Origin of the sequence: Burkholderia sp. HI2714 (assembly GCF_002223085.1) — a bacterium.
Lineage (GTDB): Bacteria > Pseudomonadota > Gammaproteobacteria > Burkholderiales > Burkholderiaceae > Burkholderia > Burkholderia lata_D.
This window is the reverse complement of sequence record NZ_NKFM01000029.1, coordinates 61,769-77,140: the sequence shown is the minus strand read 5'-3', so window position 1 is coordinate 77,140 and position 15,372 is coordinate 61,769. Positions and strand designations below refer to the sequence as shown.

At 68.6% G+C, this 15,372-nt stretch carries 12 protein-coding genes; 10 read left to right on the top strand and 2 right to left on the bottom strand.

Annotated elements, in window-relative coordinates:
* Window positions 1-12: 12 nt before the first annotated feature.
* From CFB82_RS16100 to CFB82_RS16090, 3 genes are all read left to right on the top strand, one after another.
* Window positions 13-810 carry a taurine ABC transporter ATP-binding protein gene (locus CFB82_RS16100; protein WP_089446501.1) on the top strand — a complete coding sequence of 266 codons (798 nt, stop codon included), beginning with the start codon at window positions 13-15 and terminating at the stop codon, window positions 808-810.
* On the top strand, window positions 810-1,772 hold the full coding sequence (locus CFB82_RS16095) for an ABC transporter permease subunit (protein ID WP_089484639.1): 963 nt from the start codon (window positions 810-812) through the stop codon (window positions 1,770-1,772). The genes CFB82_RS16100 and CFB82_RS16095 overlap by 1 nt, the downstream gene beginning before the upstream one ends.
* Window positions 1,773-1,878: 106 nt before the next feature.
* Window positions 1,879-2,610: a UPF0149 family protein gene (locus CFB82_RS16090; protein WP_089484638.1), complete on the top strand. Its 732-nt coding sequence runs from the start codon at window positions 1,879-1,881 to the stop codon at window positions 2,608-2,610.
* A gap of 64 nt (window positions 2,611-2,674) precedes the next feature.
* Here CFB82_RS16090 and ggt read toward each other — a convergent pair whose 3' ends face one another.
* Both ggt and CFB82_RS16080 read right to left on the bottom strand, forming a co-directional pair.
* Window positions 2,675-4,552, bottom strand: coding sequence for a gamma-glutamyltransferase (gene ggt, locus CFB82_RS16085; protein ID WP_089484637.1), 1,878 nt, complete (start codon window positions 4,550-4,552; stop codon window positions 2,675-2,677).
* A gap of 71 nt (window positions 4,553-4,623) precedes the next feature.
* On the bottom strand, window positions 4,624-5,586 hold the full coding sequence (locus CFB82_RS16080) for a LysR family transcriptional regulator (protein WP_069248955.1): 963 nt from the start codon (window positions 5,584-5,586) through the stop codon (window positions 4,624-4,626).
* Window positions 5,587-5,835: 249 nt separating this feature from the next.
* On the opposite strand from CFB82_RS16080, the gene CFB82_RS16075 reads away from it, so the two are divergent.
* The 7 genes from CFB82_RS16075 (at window position 5,836) to CFB82_RS16045 (ending at window position 15,369) form a co-directional block, all read left to right on the top strand.
* Window positions 5,836-7,968, top strand: a complete 2,133-nt coding sequence (locus CFB82_RS16075) for a 3-hydroxyacyl-CoA dehydrogenase NAD-binding domain-containing protein (RefSeq protein WP_089484636.1) — start codon at window positions 5,836-5,838, stop codon at window positions 7,966-7,968.
* Between the two features lie 29 nt (window positions 7,969-7,997).
* Window positions 7,998-9,206 carry an acyl-CoA dehydrogenase family protein gene (locus tag CFB82_RS16070; RefSeq protein ID WP_089484635.1) on the top strand — a complete coding sequence of 403 codons (1,209 nt, stop codon included), beginning with the start codon at window positions 7,998-8,000 and terminating at the stop codon, window positions 9,204-9,206.
* 14 nt (window positions 9,207-9,220) lie between these two features.
* Window positions 9,221-10,357 carry an acyl-CoA dehydrogenase family protein gene (locus CFB82_RS16065; protein ID WP_089484634.1) on the top strand — a complete coding sequence of 379 codons (1,137 nt, stop codon included), beginning with the start codon at window positions 9,221-9,223 and terminating at the stop codon, window positions 10,355-10,357.
* A gap of 30 nt (window positions 10,358-10,387) precedes the next feature.
* Window positions 10,388-11,593, top strand: a complete 1,206-nt coding sequence (locus CFB82_RS16060; protein ID WP_089484633.1) for a CaiB/BaiF CoA transferase family protein — start codon at window positions 10,388-10,390, stop codon at window positions 11,591-11,593.
* Window positions 11,594-11,714: 121 nt separating this feature from the next.
* Complete coding sequence (locus CFB82_RS16055; RefSeq protein WP_069248950.1) at window positions 11,715-12,020, top strand: DUF485 domain-containing protein; 306 nt, start codon at window positions 11,715-11,717, stop codon at window positions 12,018-12,020.
* Between the two features lie 11 nt (window positions 12,021-12,031).
* A complete protein-coding gene (locus CFB82_RS16050; protein WP_089484654.1) occupies window positions 12,032-13,717 on the top strand; it encodes a cation acetate symporter in 1,686 nt (561 codons plus the stop codon).
* 359 nt (window positions 13,718-14,076) lie between these two features.
* A complete protein-coding gene (locus tag CFB82_RS16045) occupies window positions 14,077-15,369 on the top strand; it encodes a dicarboxylate/amino acid:cation symporter (protein ID WP_089484632.1) in 1,293 nt (430 codons plus the stop codon).
* The last annotated feature ends 3 nt before the right edge of the window (window positions 15,370-15,372 follow it).

The following is a 15,372-nucleotide window of genomic DNA, read 5'->3' as shown; positions in this document are numbered from 1 at the left end:
GGAGTCCCGAGCATGAGCACGCTGGAAGTCCGTCAGGTATCGGTTGCCTATCCGGGCGAGCGCGGCAGGCCGACCACGCAGGCGCTCGCGCGCGTCGACCTGCGCATCGATGCCGGTGAATTCGTCGTCGCGCTCGGCGCGTCAGGCTGCGGGAAGACGACGCTCTTGAACTGCATGGCCGGCTTCGTCGCGCCGACCACTGGCGAGGTGCGCGTCGACGGCGTGCCGGTCACGGGCCCCGGCGCCGATCGCGGCGTCGTGTTCCAGAAGTACGCGCTGCTGCCGTGGCTCGACGTGCTCGACAACGTCGCGCTCGGGCTGCGCTTCGCGCGCGTGTCGAAGGCCGAACGCGCGGCGCGGGCGCGGGAGATGCTCGCGCTCGTCGGGCTCGATGGTCATGCGCATGCGCGCGTGTACGAGCTGTCGGGCGGGATGCAGCAGCGTGTCGGCATCGCGCGCGCGCTCGCGAGCGATCCGCGCGTGCTGCTGATGGACGAGCCGATGGGCGCGCTCGACGCGATGACGCGCGGCACGATGCAGGCGCTCGTGCTCGACGTGTGGGCGCGCACCGGCAAGACGGTGTTCTTCATTACGCACGATGTCGAGGAGGCGTTGTTCCTCGCGACGCGTCTTGTCGTGATGACGCCCGGCCCCGGCCGGATCGCGGAAACCTTCGAACTGCCGTTCGCTCGCCGCTATGTCGAATCGCGCGATGCGCGCGCGGTGAAGTCTTCACCGGATTTCATCGCGTGGCGTGAGCGGCTGATCGCGTACCTGCATCGCGACGAAGCGGCCGAGGTGGCCGCGTGATGCATGAACTCGCGCGACAGGGCGCGTCGGTCGGACGCGGTCGGATCAGCACTTTGCACAGGCAGGACAGCATGAGCACGCAGGATTCGTGGGCGGCCGACGGAACGGCCGCAGGCTTCGAGCAGGGCGATCGCACGCGGACTCGGGCGGCAGAACGTCGTGCGCCGTCGTCGCGCCGCTACCGGTTGCCGGGGGAGGGGAAGACGGTGGCCTTGAGCACGGCAACGGTCGCGGTGCTGGCCGTGCTGTGGTGGGTCGCCACGCATCGCCAGTGGCTGCCGCCGCTGTTCCTGCCCGCGCCGGAAGCCGTGTGGACGGCGTTCGTCGATGCCTGGCATGGTCGCATTCAGGGTGGGCTGCCTTTATCCGAGCACTTGCTATGGAGCGCCGCGCGCGTGTTCGGCGCGTTCCTGCTCGCGACCGCGATCGGCGTGCCGGCGGGCATCCTGATGGGCGTGAGCCGCGTCGCGCGCGGCGTGCTCGATCCGCTGCTGGAGTTCTACCGGCCGCTGCCGCCGCTTGCGTACCTGCCGCTGGTCGTGATCTGGTTCGGCATCGACGAAACGGCGAAGCTCGTCGTGATCTTCCTCGCATGCTTCGCGCCGATCGCGATGGCTGCGCGCGCCGGCGTGCGCGCGGCGACGGTGGAGCAGATCAACGCCGCGTATTCGCTCGGCGGCAGCTTCGCGCAGATCGTGCGCCACGTGGTGCTGCCGGCCGCGCTGCCGGAGATCCTCACGGGGCTGCGAATCGCGATCGGCTTCGGCTGGACGACGCTTGTCGCGGCCGAGATGGTCGCCGCGACGGCCGGGCTCGGGCAGATGGTGCTCAACGCGTCGAGCTTCCTGCGCACCGACATCGTCGTGATGGGGATCCTGATCATCGGCGCGATCGCGTGGCTGTTCGATCTCGCGATGCGGTGGGTCGAAAGGCGGATCGTGCCGTGGAAGGGGAGGGGGTAAGGTCAAGTCATGCTGGCGCACCCCTGAATTACGCGAGAGCGGGCGACGCGGTAAAGGGCGGAGCCCGGGAGTTGTACGTCGAAGACAGGCAACGTACAGTGCCTGCATGATGAAATCTCTCACTCAAGCAGAAGTCGACGAACTCGACCGGTTCCTGCTCTCCGATGTCACTTCGGACGAGACCTTGACGCTCGAAGGACTCGACGGATACCTGACCGCGATTGCCGCAGGCCCGGTGACGCTGCTGCCGAGCGAATGGCTGCCCGGTGTCTGGGGGCCGACGCCGGACGATGCGCCGGCATTCGATTCGATCGAGCAGGCGCAGCGCGTTTTCGATTTGCTGATGCGGCATTACAACGGCATCATCCGGAGTCTGGAGCGCGATCCGGACGCGTTTGCGCCGGTTTTCGGCACGGTCACCTACGCTGACGAGGCGCGTGAATATCGCGATGCCGAGGCTTGGGCAGCGGGCTTCATGCAGGGCGTCGCGCTTTCCCCGATATACTGGCAGCCGCTCTTCGACGACCCGCAAGGCCGGGACTGGATGCGACCGCTTCGTTTGCTCGGTGCCGATGAACGCGCGTCCGACGAAGCGTCGCCCGACGAGGCGACGCTGATGCTCGACCCGAGCGGACGGGAAATTCTGGCTGACCGGATTCACGCGCACATCGCCGCGATTTACCGTTACTGGCTGCCGTATCGCAAGGCCGTTCATGAGCAGCGCGTTGCCATGGCAGCTCAGCGTTCCGAACCGAAAATCGGCCGCAACGACCCGTGTCCGTGCGGGAGCGGCAAGAAATTCAAGAAGTGTTGCGGTGGGGCGGCCACGCTGCACTGAGCGCTTGCCGCACATCGACCGCGTGTGAAACCGGAGGGCTGCGCTGCCGATCGCGAGCGCGCCCTCAATCCCCCATCGCCACGCCTTCCCGCCGCGGATCCGCACCGCCGAACCACACCGTCTGCCCCTGCACGTTCAGCCGCTGGATCCCCTGCAGCCCCGAGTTCATCTCGACGACCTGCACGTCGTGCCCGCGGCCCTTCAGCCCGTCGGCGAGTGCTTCCGACACGCGGCCGCGTTCGAGCTGCGTCGGCCCGTTCATCGACCCGATGTTCGGCAGCGCGATCGCCTGCTGCATCGTCATCCCCCAGTCGAGCACGCCCACCAGCGTCTTCGCGACGTGATTGATGATCGCGGGGCCGCCGGCCGAGCCGACGACCATCGTCACCTGCTTCGTCTTCTTGTCGAACACCAGTTCCGGCGACATCGCCGAGCGCGGCCGCTTGCCGGCCTGCACGCGGTTCGCGACCGGCCGGCCGTTGTCGTTCGACACGAACGAGAAATCGGTGAGCTGGTTGTTCAGCATGAAGCCGCGCACCATCAGCCGCGAACCGAACGCGTCCTCGATGCTCGTCGTCATCGACAGTGCCTGGCCGTAGCGGTCGACGATCGCGATGTCGGACGTCGACGGCAGCTCGGGGCTGCGGTCGTCGGCCATCGCGAGCGTCGCGCCCTGCGGCGTGCCGGCCTGCGCGACGCCCATGCTGCTGTCGCCGATCAGCCGCGCGCGCTGCGCGAGATAGGTCTTGTCGGTGAGGCTCGCCCAGCTGCCGCCCGGCAGCGGTACGAAATCGGGATCGGCCACGTAGCGCGCGCGGTCCGCATACGCGAGGCGCCCGGCTTCGCTGAACAGGTGCGCGGCGAACGGCGTCGGCTCGTAGCCGACGTCGTTGCGCACCGGCTTCTGCGCGCCGATCTGCTGCCAGTCGGGCATCGCTTCGAGGATGCCGAGCATCTGCGCGATCGCGAGGCCGCCCGACGACGGCGGCGGCATCCCGCACACGACCGAGCGCCGGTAGTCGGCGCACAGCGGCGCGCGCACCTTCGCCTTGTAGCGCGCGAGATCCTGCAGCGACAGCAGCCCCGGGTTGGTCGGGTGCTTGCGCACCTTCGTCACGATGTCGCGCGCGATCGCGCCGCTGTAGAACGCGTTCGCGCCGCGGTCGGCGACCTGGCGCAGCACGGTCGCGAGCGCGGGGTTCTTCAGCACCGTGCCGGCCGCCTTCGGCGTGCCGTCCGGGTTGTAGAAGTATGCACGCGCGGCCGGGTCGTTCTTCAGGTACTTGTCGTTGGCGATCAGCATCGCAAGCCGCGGGCTGATCGTGAAGCCGTGCTCGGCGAGCCGGATCGCCGGCTGGAACAGCCGGCGCCACGGCAGCTTGCCGTGCGCGCGATGCGCGGCGTCGAGCATGCGCAGCACGCCCGGCGTGCCGACCGAGCGCCCGCCGACGACGCCTTCGTAGAAGCTCATCGGCTGGCCGGTCGGCCCGTAGAACAGGCGGTCGGTCGCGGCGGCCGGCGCGGTTTCGCGGCCGTCGTACGCTTGCGTCGCCTTGCCGTCGAAATACAGCATGAACGCGCCGCCGCCGATCCCCGACGATTGCGGCTCGACGAGCGCGAGCACCATCTGCGTCGCGATCGCCGCGTCGATCGCGGTGCCGCCCGCCTTCAGCATGTCGTAGCCGGCCTGCGTCGCGAGCGGGTTCGCGGCCGCGATCATGAAGTGCTGCGAGGTCCAGCCCGGCTTGTCGGTCCAGCCGGACGACAGCTCGGGCGCGTGGAAGCCGGGCAGCGGCACGGCGGCGCCCGAGGCGGCGGCGACGGGCACCACCGCGCCCGACGGCGGCGTGGACGGGGACGTGCAGCCGGCGTTGAACGCGACGAGCGCGACGGCGGCGAGCAGCGTCCAGGAGTGCGAATACGGACGAATCCGGTCGAACATTGAACCCTCGGCAGCAGTGAATTCGAAGGAGGCGACGGTGCCGGCGCAACGCGGCTGCCCGCCCCGGCGCGCTATTGTCGCCGCGCGCCCGGCGGCTTGTCACCCGACAGGAAACCCTGACGCATCGCGCCGGGCCCGCCCCGGCCGGTCTTTCCGGCCTGTTCGAGGATGAACTCTATGAACGTCGACGTCGCACGCGTGTGGTGCCGGTTCGGCATGTAGAGCATGTACATGTGCGTGCCGAAGATGCTGAGCCGGTACGCGTCGAGGGACGTGACGACCGTGCCGCGCCGGATGTCGTCCTGCATCACGTAGTCGGGCACGATGCCGACGCCGATCCCGCCGAGGATCGCCTGCCGCAGGAACAGGAAGTTCTCCGAAATCAGCGTGGGCTCGAGCAGCACCTCGTGCCGCTCGTCGCCGAGATACGCGGCGATCCTGAGCTGCCGGCCCATCACCGTCGCGGTGACGACCGGCGCGGCGGCCAGCGCGCCGAGGCTCGCCGGCATCCCGTGCTCGGCCGCGAATGCGGCCGATGCGCACGCGACGTAGCGCACCGCGCCCATGTCGCGTGCCACGAGGTTTTGCGGCGGCTCCGGCATCACGCGCACCGCGATGTCGATTTCGTCGCGCATCAGGTCTTCCACGCGGTTCTCGAACACGACGTCGAGCACGATGCCCGGGTGCAGCCGCTTGAACGCGAGCAGCCAGTCGGACATCACCATCTGCCCGTAGCCGCTCGGCACCGACAGCCGCACGCGGCCCTGCAGGTCCTGGCCGAGCGTCGTCACCGATTCCTGCGCGGCGAGCAGTTCGTTGCGGATGCGCCGGCCGTGCTCGTACAGCTTCAGCCCGATCTCGGTCGGCTCGATGCGCCGCGTCGTGCGCCGCACGAGCTGCTGGCCGATCGAGCGCTCGAGCTGGTTCAGCCGGTAGCTGACGTTCGCGCGGCTCATCTTGAGCCGCTGCGCGGCCTTGCTGAGATTGCCGGCGTCGAGGATCTCGACGAGCAGCGTCAGCGCGTTCAGGTCCATGCGTCAGGTCTCCTGATCCGTCCCGTTTAACGGTTGGAAGCATTCAGTGTCAAGTCAGACTTGACAGCTTGTAAAAGCGGGAGGGAATTGTCAATGAATCTCGATCAATCGAGAATCAGGTCATGCCCGGCATACGGCCGGATCTTGTCCCGCTTCGTGCGGGACCGGGGCCGGTGCCCCGGCGCCGCTTGCGTGGCCGTGAGCCACGAACCGGCGTCGACGCATCGGCCGCCGCGTCAAGGAGACACGATGAACTCACCCGCTTCCCCCGCCAGCCCGGCCGGCACCGTCACGCGCGAACGGCGCGACAAGGTGCTCGTCGTCACGATCGACCATCCGCCCGTCAATGCGCTGTCCGCCGATGTGCGGCGCGGCCTCGCCGACGCGCTCGACGCCGCGCAGGCGGACGCCGCGATCCGCGCGGTGCTGATCGTCGGCGCCGGCCGCAACTTCATCGCGGGCGCCGACATCCGCGAATTCGGCAAGCCGATCGCGCCGCCGTCGCTGCCCGACGTGTGCGAGCGGATCGAATCGGGCGCGAAGCCGGTCGTGGTCGCGCTGCACGGCGCGACGCTCGGCGGCGGCCTCGAAGTCGCGCTCGCCGCGCATTACCGGCTCGCGGTGCCGGGCACGAAGCTCGGGCTGCCCGAAGTCACGCTCGGCCTGCTGCCCGGCGCGGGCGGCACGCAGCGCGCGCCGCGCCTGATCGGGGCGAAGGCCGCGCTCGACCTGATGCTGACGGGCCGTCACGTGAGCGCGGACGAAGCGCTCGCGCTCGGCCTCGTCGATCGCGTCGCGCACAGCGACGACACGCTCGCCGAGGGCCTTGCGTATGCGCAGGAGCTCGTGTCGCTCGGCGCGCCGGTGCGCCGCACGCGCGATGCGCAGGGGCTCGCCGACCGCGCGGCCGCGCAGGCCGCGATCGATGCGGCGCGTGCCGAGCTGCCGAAGAAATCGCGTGGCCTGTTCTCGCCCGCGAAGATCGTCGACGCGGTCGAGGCCGCGCTCACGCAGTCGTTCGACGCGGGGATGAAGCTCGAGCGCAGCCTGTTCCTGCAGTGCATCGACAGCCCGCAGCGCGCGGGCCTCGTGCATGCGTTCTTCGCGGAGCGTGAGGCGGCGAAGGCGCCCGAGGCACGGCGCGCGAGCGCGCGGCCGGTCGAGCGGATCGGCGTGGTCGGCGGCGGCACGATGGGCGCGGGCATCGCGGTCGCGGCGCTCGATGCCGGGCTGCCGGTGACGATGATCGAACGCGACGAAGCATCGCTCGCACGCGGCCGCGCGCACGTCGAGAAGGTGTACGACGGCCTCGTCGCGAAAGGGCGGATGACGCCGGCCGCGCATGCGGCGCGGCTCGCGCGCTTCAAGGGCAGCACGTCGTACGACGCGCTCGCGCAGGCCGACGTCGTGATCGAGGCCGTGTTCGAGGACATGGCCGTGAAGCAGGCCGTGTTCGCCGAACTCGCGCGCGTGTGCAAGCCGGGCGCGGTGCTCGCGACCAACACGTCGTATCTCGACATCGACGCACTGGCCGCGAGCATCGACCGGCCGGCGGACGTGATCGGCCTGCATTTCTTCTCGCCGGCCAACGTGATGAAGCTGCTCGAGATCGTCGTGCCGGCGCGCGTGAGCGCGGACGTCGTCGCGACTGCATTCGCGCTCGCCAAGCAACTGAAGAAGACGCCGGTGCGCGCCGGCGTGTGCGATGGCTTCATCGGCAACCGGATCCTCGCCGTCTATCGCACGGCAGCCGACACCCTGATGGAAGACGGCGCGTCGCCGTACCAGATCGATCGCGCGGTGCGCGAATTCGGTTTCCCGATGGGGCCGTTCCAGGTCGTCGACCTCGCGGGCGGCGACATCGGCTGGGCGACCCGCAAGCGCCGCGCGGCGACGCGCGATCCGCGCGCGCGCTACGTGGAAATTTCCGACCGGCTGTGCGAGCGCGGCTGGTTCGGCCAGAAGACCGCGCGCGGCTACTACCTGTATCCGGACGGCGCGCGCATCGGCACGCCGGACCCGGAAGTCGAAGCGATCGTCGCGGAAGAGCGCGCGAAGAAGGGCGTCACGCCGCGCACCTTCACCGACGACGAGATCCTGCGCCGCTACCTCGCCGCGATGATCAACGAAGGCGCGAACGTCGTGCACGAGAAGATCGCGCTGCGCCCGCTCGATGTCGATGCGGTGTTCCTGCACGGCTACGGCTTCCCGCGCTATCGCGGCGGCCCGATGCATTACGCGGACACGGTCGGCCTCGCGAACGTGCTCGCCGATATCCGCGCGTTCGCGAAGGAAGATCCGCTGTTCTGGAAGCCGTCGCCGCTGCTCGTCGATCTCGTCGCGCGCGGCGCGGATTTCGCGAGCCTGAACCGCATCGACTGAACGCCCACCGCATTCGCCACGGACCGAAGATGGACCTCAATTTCACTCCCGAAGAGGAAGCCTTCCGCACGGAAGTGCAGCGCTTCCTGCAAGCCGAACTGCCCGCGCGCATCGCGCGCAAGGTGAAGGGCGGCCTGCATCTCACGCGCGACGACATGCGCGAATGGCACGCGATCCTCAACGCGCGCGGCTGGCTCGCGAGCCACTGGCCGCGCGAATACGGTGGCCCCGGCTGGAGCGCCGCGCAGAAGTTCCTGTTCGACAACGAATGCGCGCTCGCGGGTGCGCCGCGCATCGTGCCGTTCGGCGTGAACATGCTCGGCCCGGTGCTGATCAAGTACGGCAACGACGCGCAGCAGCGCCACTGGCTGCCGCGCATCCTCGACGGTACCGACTGGTGGTGCCAGGGCTACTCGGAGCCGGGCGCCGGTTCCGATCTTGCATCGGTGAAGACGAGCGCGGTGCGCGGGATCGACGCGCAGGGCGAGCACTACCTCGTGAACGGCCAGAAGACGTGGACCACGCTCGGCCACTACGCGAACATGATCTTCTGCCTCGTGCGCACCGCGACCGACGTGCGCAAGCAGGAAGGCATCAGCTTCCTGCTGATCGACATGAACACGCCCGGTGTCGAGGTGCGCCCGATCATCACGCTCGACGGCGAGCACGAGGTGAACGAGGTGTTCTTCACCGACGTGCGCGTGCCGGCGGCCAACCTCGTCGGCGAAGAGAACCGCGGCTGGACCTACGCGAAATACCTGCTCACGTACGAGCGCACCAACATCGCGGGAATCGGCTTCTCGACGGCCGCGCTCGACCGGCTGCGCGCGGTGGCCGCGAAGGTCACGAAGAACGGCCGGCCGCTCGCGGACGATCCGTTCTTCGCGGCGCGCGTCGCGCGGGTCGAGATCGAACTCGAGAACATGCGTACGACCAACCTGCGCGTGCTGGCCGCGGTCGCGGGCGGCGGCGCGCCCGGTGCGGAAAGCTCGATGCTGAAGATCCGCGGCACGCAGATCCGCCAGGAGATCACCGCGCTGATGCGGCGCGCGATGGGGCCGTACGCGCAGCCGTTCGTCGAGGAAGCACTCGACGCCGACTACGACGGCGAGCCGGTCGGCCCGGACGAAGCCGCGAGCGCTGCGCAGCAGTATTTCAACAACCGGAAGCTGTCGATCTTCGGCGGCTCGAACGAGATCCAGAAGAACATCATCGCGAAGATGATGCTCGGGCTGTAACGAGGGACGCGACGATGGATTTCCAGCACACAGAAGACCGCCGGATGCTGGCGGATACGTTGAACCGCTTCATCGCCGAACAGTACGCGTTCCCGGTGCGCGATCGCATCGCGCAGTCGGCCGAGGGTTTCGATCGCGCGATGTGGCGGCGCCTTGCCGAACTCGGCACGGTCGGCGCGCTGTTTTCCGAAGCCGACGGCGGGTTCGGCGGCGCGGGCTTCGACATCGCCGTGGTGTTCGAATGCCTCGGGCGCGGGCTCGTCGTCGAGCCGTTCCTCGGCGCGCTGCTCGCGGGGCGTGCGCTGTCGCTCGCCGGCGGCGCCGCGCATCGCGACCGGCTGGCCGCGCTGATCGACGGCAGCGCGAGCGCCGCGTTCGCGCATGACGAGCCGGGCTCGCACTACGAATTGACGACCGTGCGCACGCGCGCCGAGCGCTCGGGCGACGGCTGGGTGCTGACGGGCGCGAAGGGCGTCGTCGACCAGGCCGCGCAGGCGGCGTTCTTCGTCGTCAGCGCGCGCGTGTCGGGTCATGACGACGATGCGGCCGGCATCGGCCTGTTCGTCGTGCCGGCCGACGCACCGGGCGTATCGCTGCGCGACTACCGGAAGATCGACGGCGGCCGCGCGGCCGAGGTGAGCTTCGAGCGTGTCGCGCTGCCGGCCGATGCCGCGCTCGGCGCGCACGACGGCGAAGCAGGCGCCGAGTTGCTCGAACGCGTGCTCGGCTACGGATTGCTCGCGTTGTCGGCGGAAGCGCTCGGCGCGATGGACGTCGCGAAGGAATACACGCTCGACTACCTGCGCACGCGCAAGCAGTTCGGCTTGCCGATCGGCAGCTTCCAGGCGCTGCAGCACCGGATGGCCGACCTGCTGCTCGAAGTCGAGCAGGCGCGCTCGGCGGTGATCAACGCGGCAGCGCAACTCGATGCGCCGCGCGTGGTGCGCGAACGTGCGCTCGCGGCGGCGAAGGTCACGATCGGCCGGATCGGCACGCTCGTTGCCGAGGAGAGCATCCAGCTGCACGGCGGGATCGGGATGACGTGGGAGCTGCCGCTGTCGCACTACGCGAAGCGCCTCGTGATGATCGATCACCAGCTCGGCGACGAGGATCATCACCTCGCGCGCTACATCGCGCTGTCGAAACAGTAAAGACGAACGACGCGAATGGAGGAGACAAGGATGACGAACGAATCGCGCGCATTGCCGCTGGCCGGCGTGAAGGTGCTCGATTTCTCGCGTGTGCTCGCGGGCCCGTGGTGCGCGATGGTGCTCGCCGATTTCGGCGCGGAAGTGATCAAGGTCGAGCATCCGGCGCGCGGCGACGACACGCGCGACTGGGGCTTGAGGATCGGCGACACCGAGACGACCTACTTCAACAGCGTGAACCGCAGCAAGCGCTCGATCTGTCTCGACCTGCAGACCGAAGCAGGGCGGCAGCTCGCGCGCGAGCTGGCCGCGCAGGCCGACGTGGTGCTCCACAACTTCAAGTTCGGCGGCGCGGAAAAGCTCGGGCTCGGCTACGACGCGCTGGCCGAACTGAATCCGCGCCTCGTGCACTGCGCGATCTCCGGCTACGACCGCTCGGGCGCCGAGGCCGCGCGGCCCGGCTACGACCTCGTCGTGCAGGGCGAGGCGGGGCTGATGGCGCTGAACGGCGAGGCCGGCCAGCCGCCGCTGAAGTTCGGCGTCGCGGCGGTCGACCTGTTCACCGGCATGTATTCGGCGCAGGCGATCCTCGCCGCGCTGTACGAGCGCCATGCGACGGGGCGCGGGCGGCGCATCGAGATGGCGCTGTTCGACTGCGGGCTGATGATCACCGCGTACTACGGACTCGACGCGCTGCTGATGGGCGAGGACCCGCCGCGCTACGGCAACGCGCATCCGTCGGTCGTGCCGTACGGCGTGTTCGACTCGGCCGACGGCCCGCTCGTGATCACGGTCGGCAACAACGCGCAGTTCGCGCGCTTCTGCGAGGCGATCGAACGGCCCGACCTCGCAGCCGACGCGCGTTACAAGACCAACCTCGGCCGCTCGGAAAACCGCGCCGAGCTGCTGCCGGAGATTGGTCGTGAACTCGCCCGCCGGTCGCGCGCGACGTTGCTTGCGGCGCTCGCCGAGGCGGGCATTCCGTGCGGCGAAGTGCTCGGGCTGCACGAGGCGCTGAAGTCGGAACGCGCGACGAGTGCGGGACTCGTCACGCGACAGCCGCATCCGGTCGCGGGCGGCGTCGACGTGCTCGCGCCGCCGTATCGCTTCGACGGCGCGCGGTTGCCGGTGCGCGGTGCGCCGCCGGTGCTCGGCGCCGATACGGATGCGGTGCTCGGCGGCTGGCTCGGCATGTCGGCCGACGAGGTCGCGCGGCTGCGTGCGGATCGCGTGGTCTGAGGGCAAGCCCACGCACGGGCAGGACACATTGCATTGCACCGCCGCGGCGCGGGCGGATCGGTAGACGCGCCATCCATCCACAAGACACCCCTCGCGACGACGAGGAGGAAATGGAGACACCATGGAGCTTTCCGTCATCGAATCGGTCACGGCGCGCCGCGACTACCAGCAGCTCGTGCGTGCGCGGCGCCGCTTCAGCTTCACGCTGACGGCGCTGATGATCGCCACGTACTACGGCTTCATCCTGCTCGTCGCGCTCGCGCCGCACGTGCTCGCCGCGCCGCTGTACCGCGGCGCGACGACGACGGTCGGGATCGCCACCGGCGTCGCGATCATCCTGGTCGCGATCGGCCTGACCGCGTGCTACGTGCTGCGCGCGAACCGTGCGTTCGACCGCCGCGTCGACGCGATCCTGCAGCGTTCGTGACGGAGGCCGACATGCGACGACTCTCGATGGCGCTCGGCGCGCCTGCCGTTCTCGCTTCCTCCGCCGCGCACGCGGTATCCGTCGCGGGCCCGATGCCCGACAAGGTCGAACTGAACCCGGTCGCGATCGGGATGTTTTTCGCGTTCGTGTTCGCGACGCTCGCGCTCACGCGCTGGGCCGCGCGGCGCACGCGCTCGACACGCGACTTCTACACGGCCGGCGGCGGCATCACCGGGCTGCAGAACGGGCTCGCGATCGCGGGCGACTACATGTCGGCCGCGTCGTTCCTCGGGCTGTCCGGGATGGTGTTCATGTTCGGCTTCGACGGGCTGATCTACTCGATCGGCTTTCTGGTCGGCTGGCCGTTCGTGATGTTCCTGATCGCGGAACCCTTGCGCAACCTCGGCAAGTTCACGTTCGTCGACATCGTTGCGTACCGCTTCGCGCAGCGGCCGATCCGGCTGCTGACGTCCGCGAATTCGCTGACCATCGTCGTGCTGTACCTCGTCGTGCAGATGGTCGGCGCGGGCAAGCTGATCCAGCTGCTGTTCGGGCTGTCGTACGGCACGGCCGAGCTGATCGTCGGCGTGCTGATGGTCGTCTACGTGTTCTTCGGCGGGATGACCGCGACCACCTGGGTGCAGGTGATCAAGGCCGTGCTGCTGCTGTGCGGCGCGACGCTGCTCGTCGTGCTCGCGCTCGACGAGTTCGGTTTCAGCGTCGACGAGATGTTCCGCCGCGCGGTGGCCGTGCATCCGGGCGCGCTGTCGATCATGGGCCCCGGCAAGCTGATCCGCGATCCGGCCAACGCGCTGTCGCTCGGCATCGCGCTGATGTTCGGCACGGCCGGCTTCCCGCACATCCTGATGCGCTTCTTCACGGTGCCGAACGCGAAGGAGGCGCGCAAGTCGGTGCTCTATGCGACCGGCTTCATCGGCTACTTCTACTTGCTGACCTTCGTGATCGGCTTCTCGGCGATCGTGCTGCTCGCGCAGCATCCGGAGTTCTTCAAGCTCGGCGCGAACGGCACGTTCAACCTGACGCACGACCTGCTCGGCGGCTCGAACATGGTCGCGGTGAAGCTCGCGCAGGCGGTCGGCGGGAACTGGTTCTACGGCTTCATCGCGGCCGTCACGTTCGCGACGATCCTCGCGGTGGTCGCGGGCCTCACGCTCGCCGGCGCGACGACGATCTCGCACGACCTGTATGCGCAGATGTGGGCGCGCGGCAAGCCCGACGAACGCGTCGAGATGCGCATTTCGCGTGCGGCGACGATCGCGCTGTCGGCGGTCGCGATCGGGTTGTCGATCCTGTTCGAGCACGTGAACGTCGCGTTCATGGTCGGCCTCGTCGCGGCGGTGGCCGCGAGCGCCAATTTCCCGGTGCTGGCGATGTCGATCTTCTGGCGCGGGATGACGACGCGCGGCGCGGTGCTCGGCGGCGGCCTCGGCCTCGTGTCGGCGGTCGCGCTCACGGTGCTGTCGAAGTCGGTGTGGGTCGACGTGCTGCACCACGCGCACGCGCCGGTGTTCCTCGACAACCCGGCGCTCGTGTCGGTGCCGCTCGCGTTCGTCGGGATCGTCGTCGGCTCGCTCGCGGATCGCGGCGAGCGCGCGCGGCGCGAGCGCGAGGCCTTCGCGCAGCAGGAGTTCTACGCGCAGACGGGTGTGCTGGCCGGCCGCGCCGTACAGCACTGATTAATCGGACGAATGAGCGCATCCGTCCGGATCGCCGGACGGATATTTTCCGGAAATCCGGAATCCCGGATTTCCTTGCCTGCCGCATTATGAGAAATACAATGAAAACAAAGGTTTGACGGGTTTCGGAAACCTGGCATTGACCTTGCAATATAAAGCGCACGGCCTTCCCCCCGGCCGAACTACTACAGCAAGCAAGGAGACAATCGATGACCACTGCCTTCCTCCCCCTCCGGACGTCCTGAGGCATCGCTTGTTGCGGCACGGCAGCCGCGCGGGCGAGTGACGCTTCCCCTGTGACATTCGTCCGCGCGCGTGACGCCGTTTCCATCGGCTCATCTACTTCTGCAGGAACCATCGTGAAGAAGAAACCCTTCTACAAAGTGCTCTATGTGCAGGTGATCTTCGCCATCATCGTCGGCGTGATCCTCGGCCATTTCTACCCGTCGATCGCCACCGACATGAAGCCGCTCGGCGACGGCTTCATCAAGCTGATCAAGATGGTGATCGGCCCGATCATCTTCTGTACGGTCGTGACCGGTATTGCCGGCATGGAGGACATGAAGAAGGTCGGCCGCGTCGGCGGCAAGGCGCTTTTGTACTTCGAGATCGTGTCGACCTTCGCGCTGGTGCTCGGCCTGGCGGCCACGCACATCCTGCGTCCGGGCGTCGGCTTCAACATCGATCCGGCGACGCTCGACGGCAAGGCCGTCGCGTCGTACGCGGCGAAGGCGCACGGGCAGTCGACGGTCGACTTCCTGATGCACATCATCCCGAACACGATGGTCGATGCGTTCGCACAGGGCGAGATCCTGCAGATCCTGCTGATCGCACTGCTGTTCGGCAGCGTGCTCGCGCACCTCGGCGAGCGCGGCAAGGTCGTCACCGACTTCATCGACGGCCTCACGCGCGTGCTGTTCGGCATCGTGCACATCGTCACGAAGCTGGCGCCGATCGGCGCGTTCGGCGCGATGGCGTTCACGATCGGCAAGTACGGCGTCGGCTCGCTGGTGCCGCTGCTCAAGCTGATCGGCACGTTCTACCTGACGTCGGTCGTGTTCGTGCTCGTTGTGCTCGGCACGATCGCGCGCTTCACCGGCTTCTCGATCATCCGCTTCGTGTCCTACATCAAGGAAGAGCTGCTGATCGTGCTCGGCACGAGCTCGTCGGAAGCCGCGCTGCCGCAGCTGATGGAAAAGCTCGAGAAGGCCGGCTGCTCGCGTTCGGTCGTCGGCCTCGTCGTGCCGACCGGCTATTCGTTCAACCTCGACGGCACCAACATCTACATGACGATGGCCGTGCTGTTCATCGCGCAGGCGACCAACATCGAGCTGACGTGGATGCAGCAGCTCACGCTGCTGGCCGTCGCGATGCTGACGTCGAAGGGCGCGAGCGGCGTCACCGGCGCGGGCTTCATCACGCTCGCCGCGACGCTGGCCGTCGTGCCGACGATCCCGCTGTCGGGCATGGTGCTGATCCTCGGCATCGACCGCTTCATGAGCGAATGCCGTGCGCTGACCAACATCGTCGGCAACGGCGTCGCGACGGTCGTCGTGTCGGCCTGGGAGAAGGAGCTCGACCGCAACAAGCTGCGCCAGGCGCTGAAGGGCGGCGGCGAAGTCGCGCCGACCGAGACGACGGCCGGCGTCTGACCC

What these genes read in the sequence shown, in the direction of transcription:
- CFB82_RS16050 (WP_089484654.1), top strand. Translation starts at nt 12,032, where the DNA reads ATGCGACGACTCTCGATGGCGCTCGGCGCGCCTGCCGTTCTCGCTTCC.
- CFB82_RS16080 (WP_069248955.1), bottom strand. Translation starts at nt 5,586, where the DNA reads ATGGACCTGAACGCGCTGACGCTGCTCGTCGAGATCCTCGACGCCGGC.
- CFB82_RS16070 (WP_089484635.1), top strand. Translation starts at nt 7,998, where the DNA reads ATGGACCTCAATTTCACTCCCGAAGAGGAAGCCTTCCGCACGGAAGTG.
- CFB82_RS16055 (WP_069248950.1), top strand. Translation starts at nt 11,715, where the DNA reads ATGGAGCTTTCCGTCATCGAATCGGTCACGGCGCGCCGCGACTACCAG.
- CFB82_RS16100 (WP_089446501.1), top strand. Translation starts at nt 13, where the DNA reads ATGAGCACGCTGGAAGTCCGTCAGGTATCGGTTGCCTATCCGGGCGAG.
- ggt (WP_089484637.1), bottom strand. Translation starts at nt 4,552, where the DNA reads ATGTTCGACCGGATTCGTCCGTATTCGCACTCCTGGACGCTGCTCGCC.
- CFB82_RS16090 (WP_089484638.1), top strand. Translation starts at nt 1,879, where the DNA reads ATGATGAAATCTCTCACTCAAGCAGAAGTCGACGAACTCGACCGGTTC.
- CFB82_RS16060 (WP_089484633.1), top strand. Translation starts at nt 10,388, where the DNA reads ATGACGAACGAATCGCGCGCATTGCCGCTGGCCGGCGTGAAGGTGCTC.
- CFB82_RS16095 (WP_089484639.1), top strand. Translation starts at nt 810, where the DNA reads ATGCATGAACTCGCGCGACAGGGCGCGTCGGTCGGACGCGGTCGGATC.
- CFB82_RS16065 (WP_089484634.1), top strand. Translation starts at nt 9,221, where the DNA reads ATGGATTTCCAGCACACAGAAGACCGCCGGATGCTGGCGGATACGTTG.
- CFB82_RS16075 (WP_089484636.1), top strand. Translation starts at nt 5,836, where the DNA reads ATGAACTCACCCGCTTCCCCCGCCAGCCCGGCCGGCACCGTCACGCGC.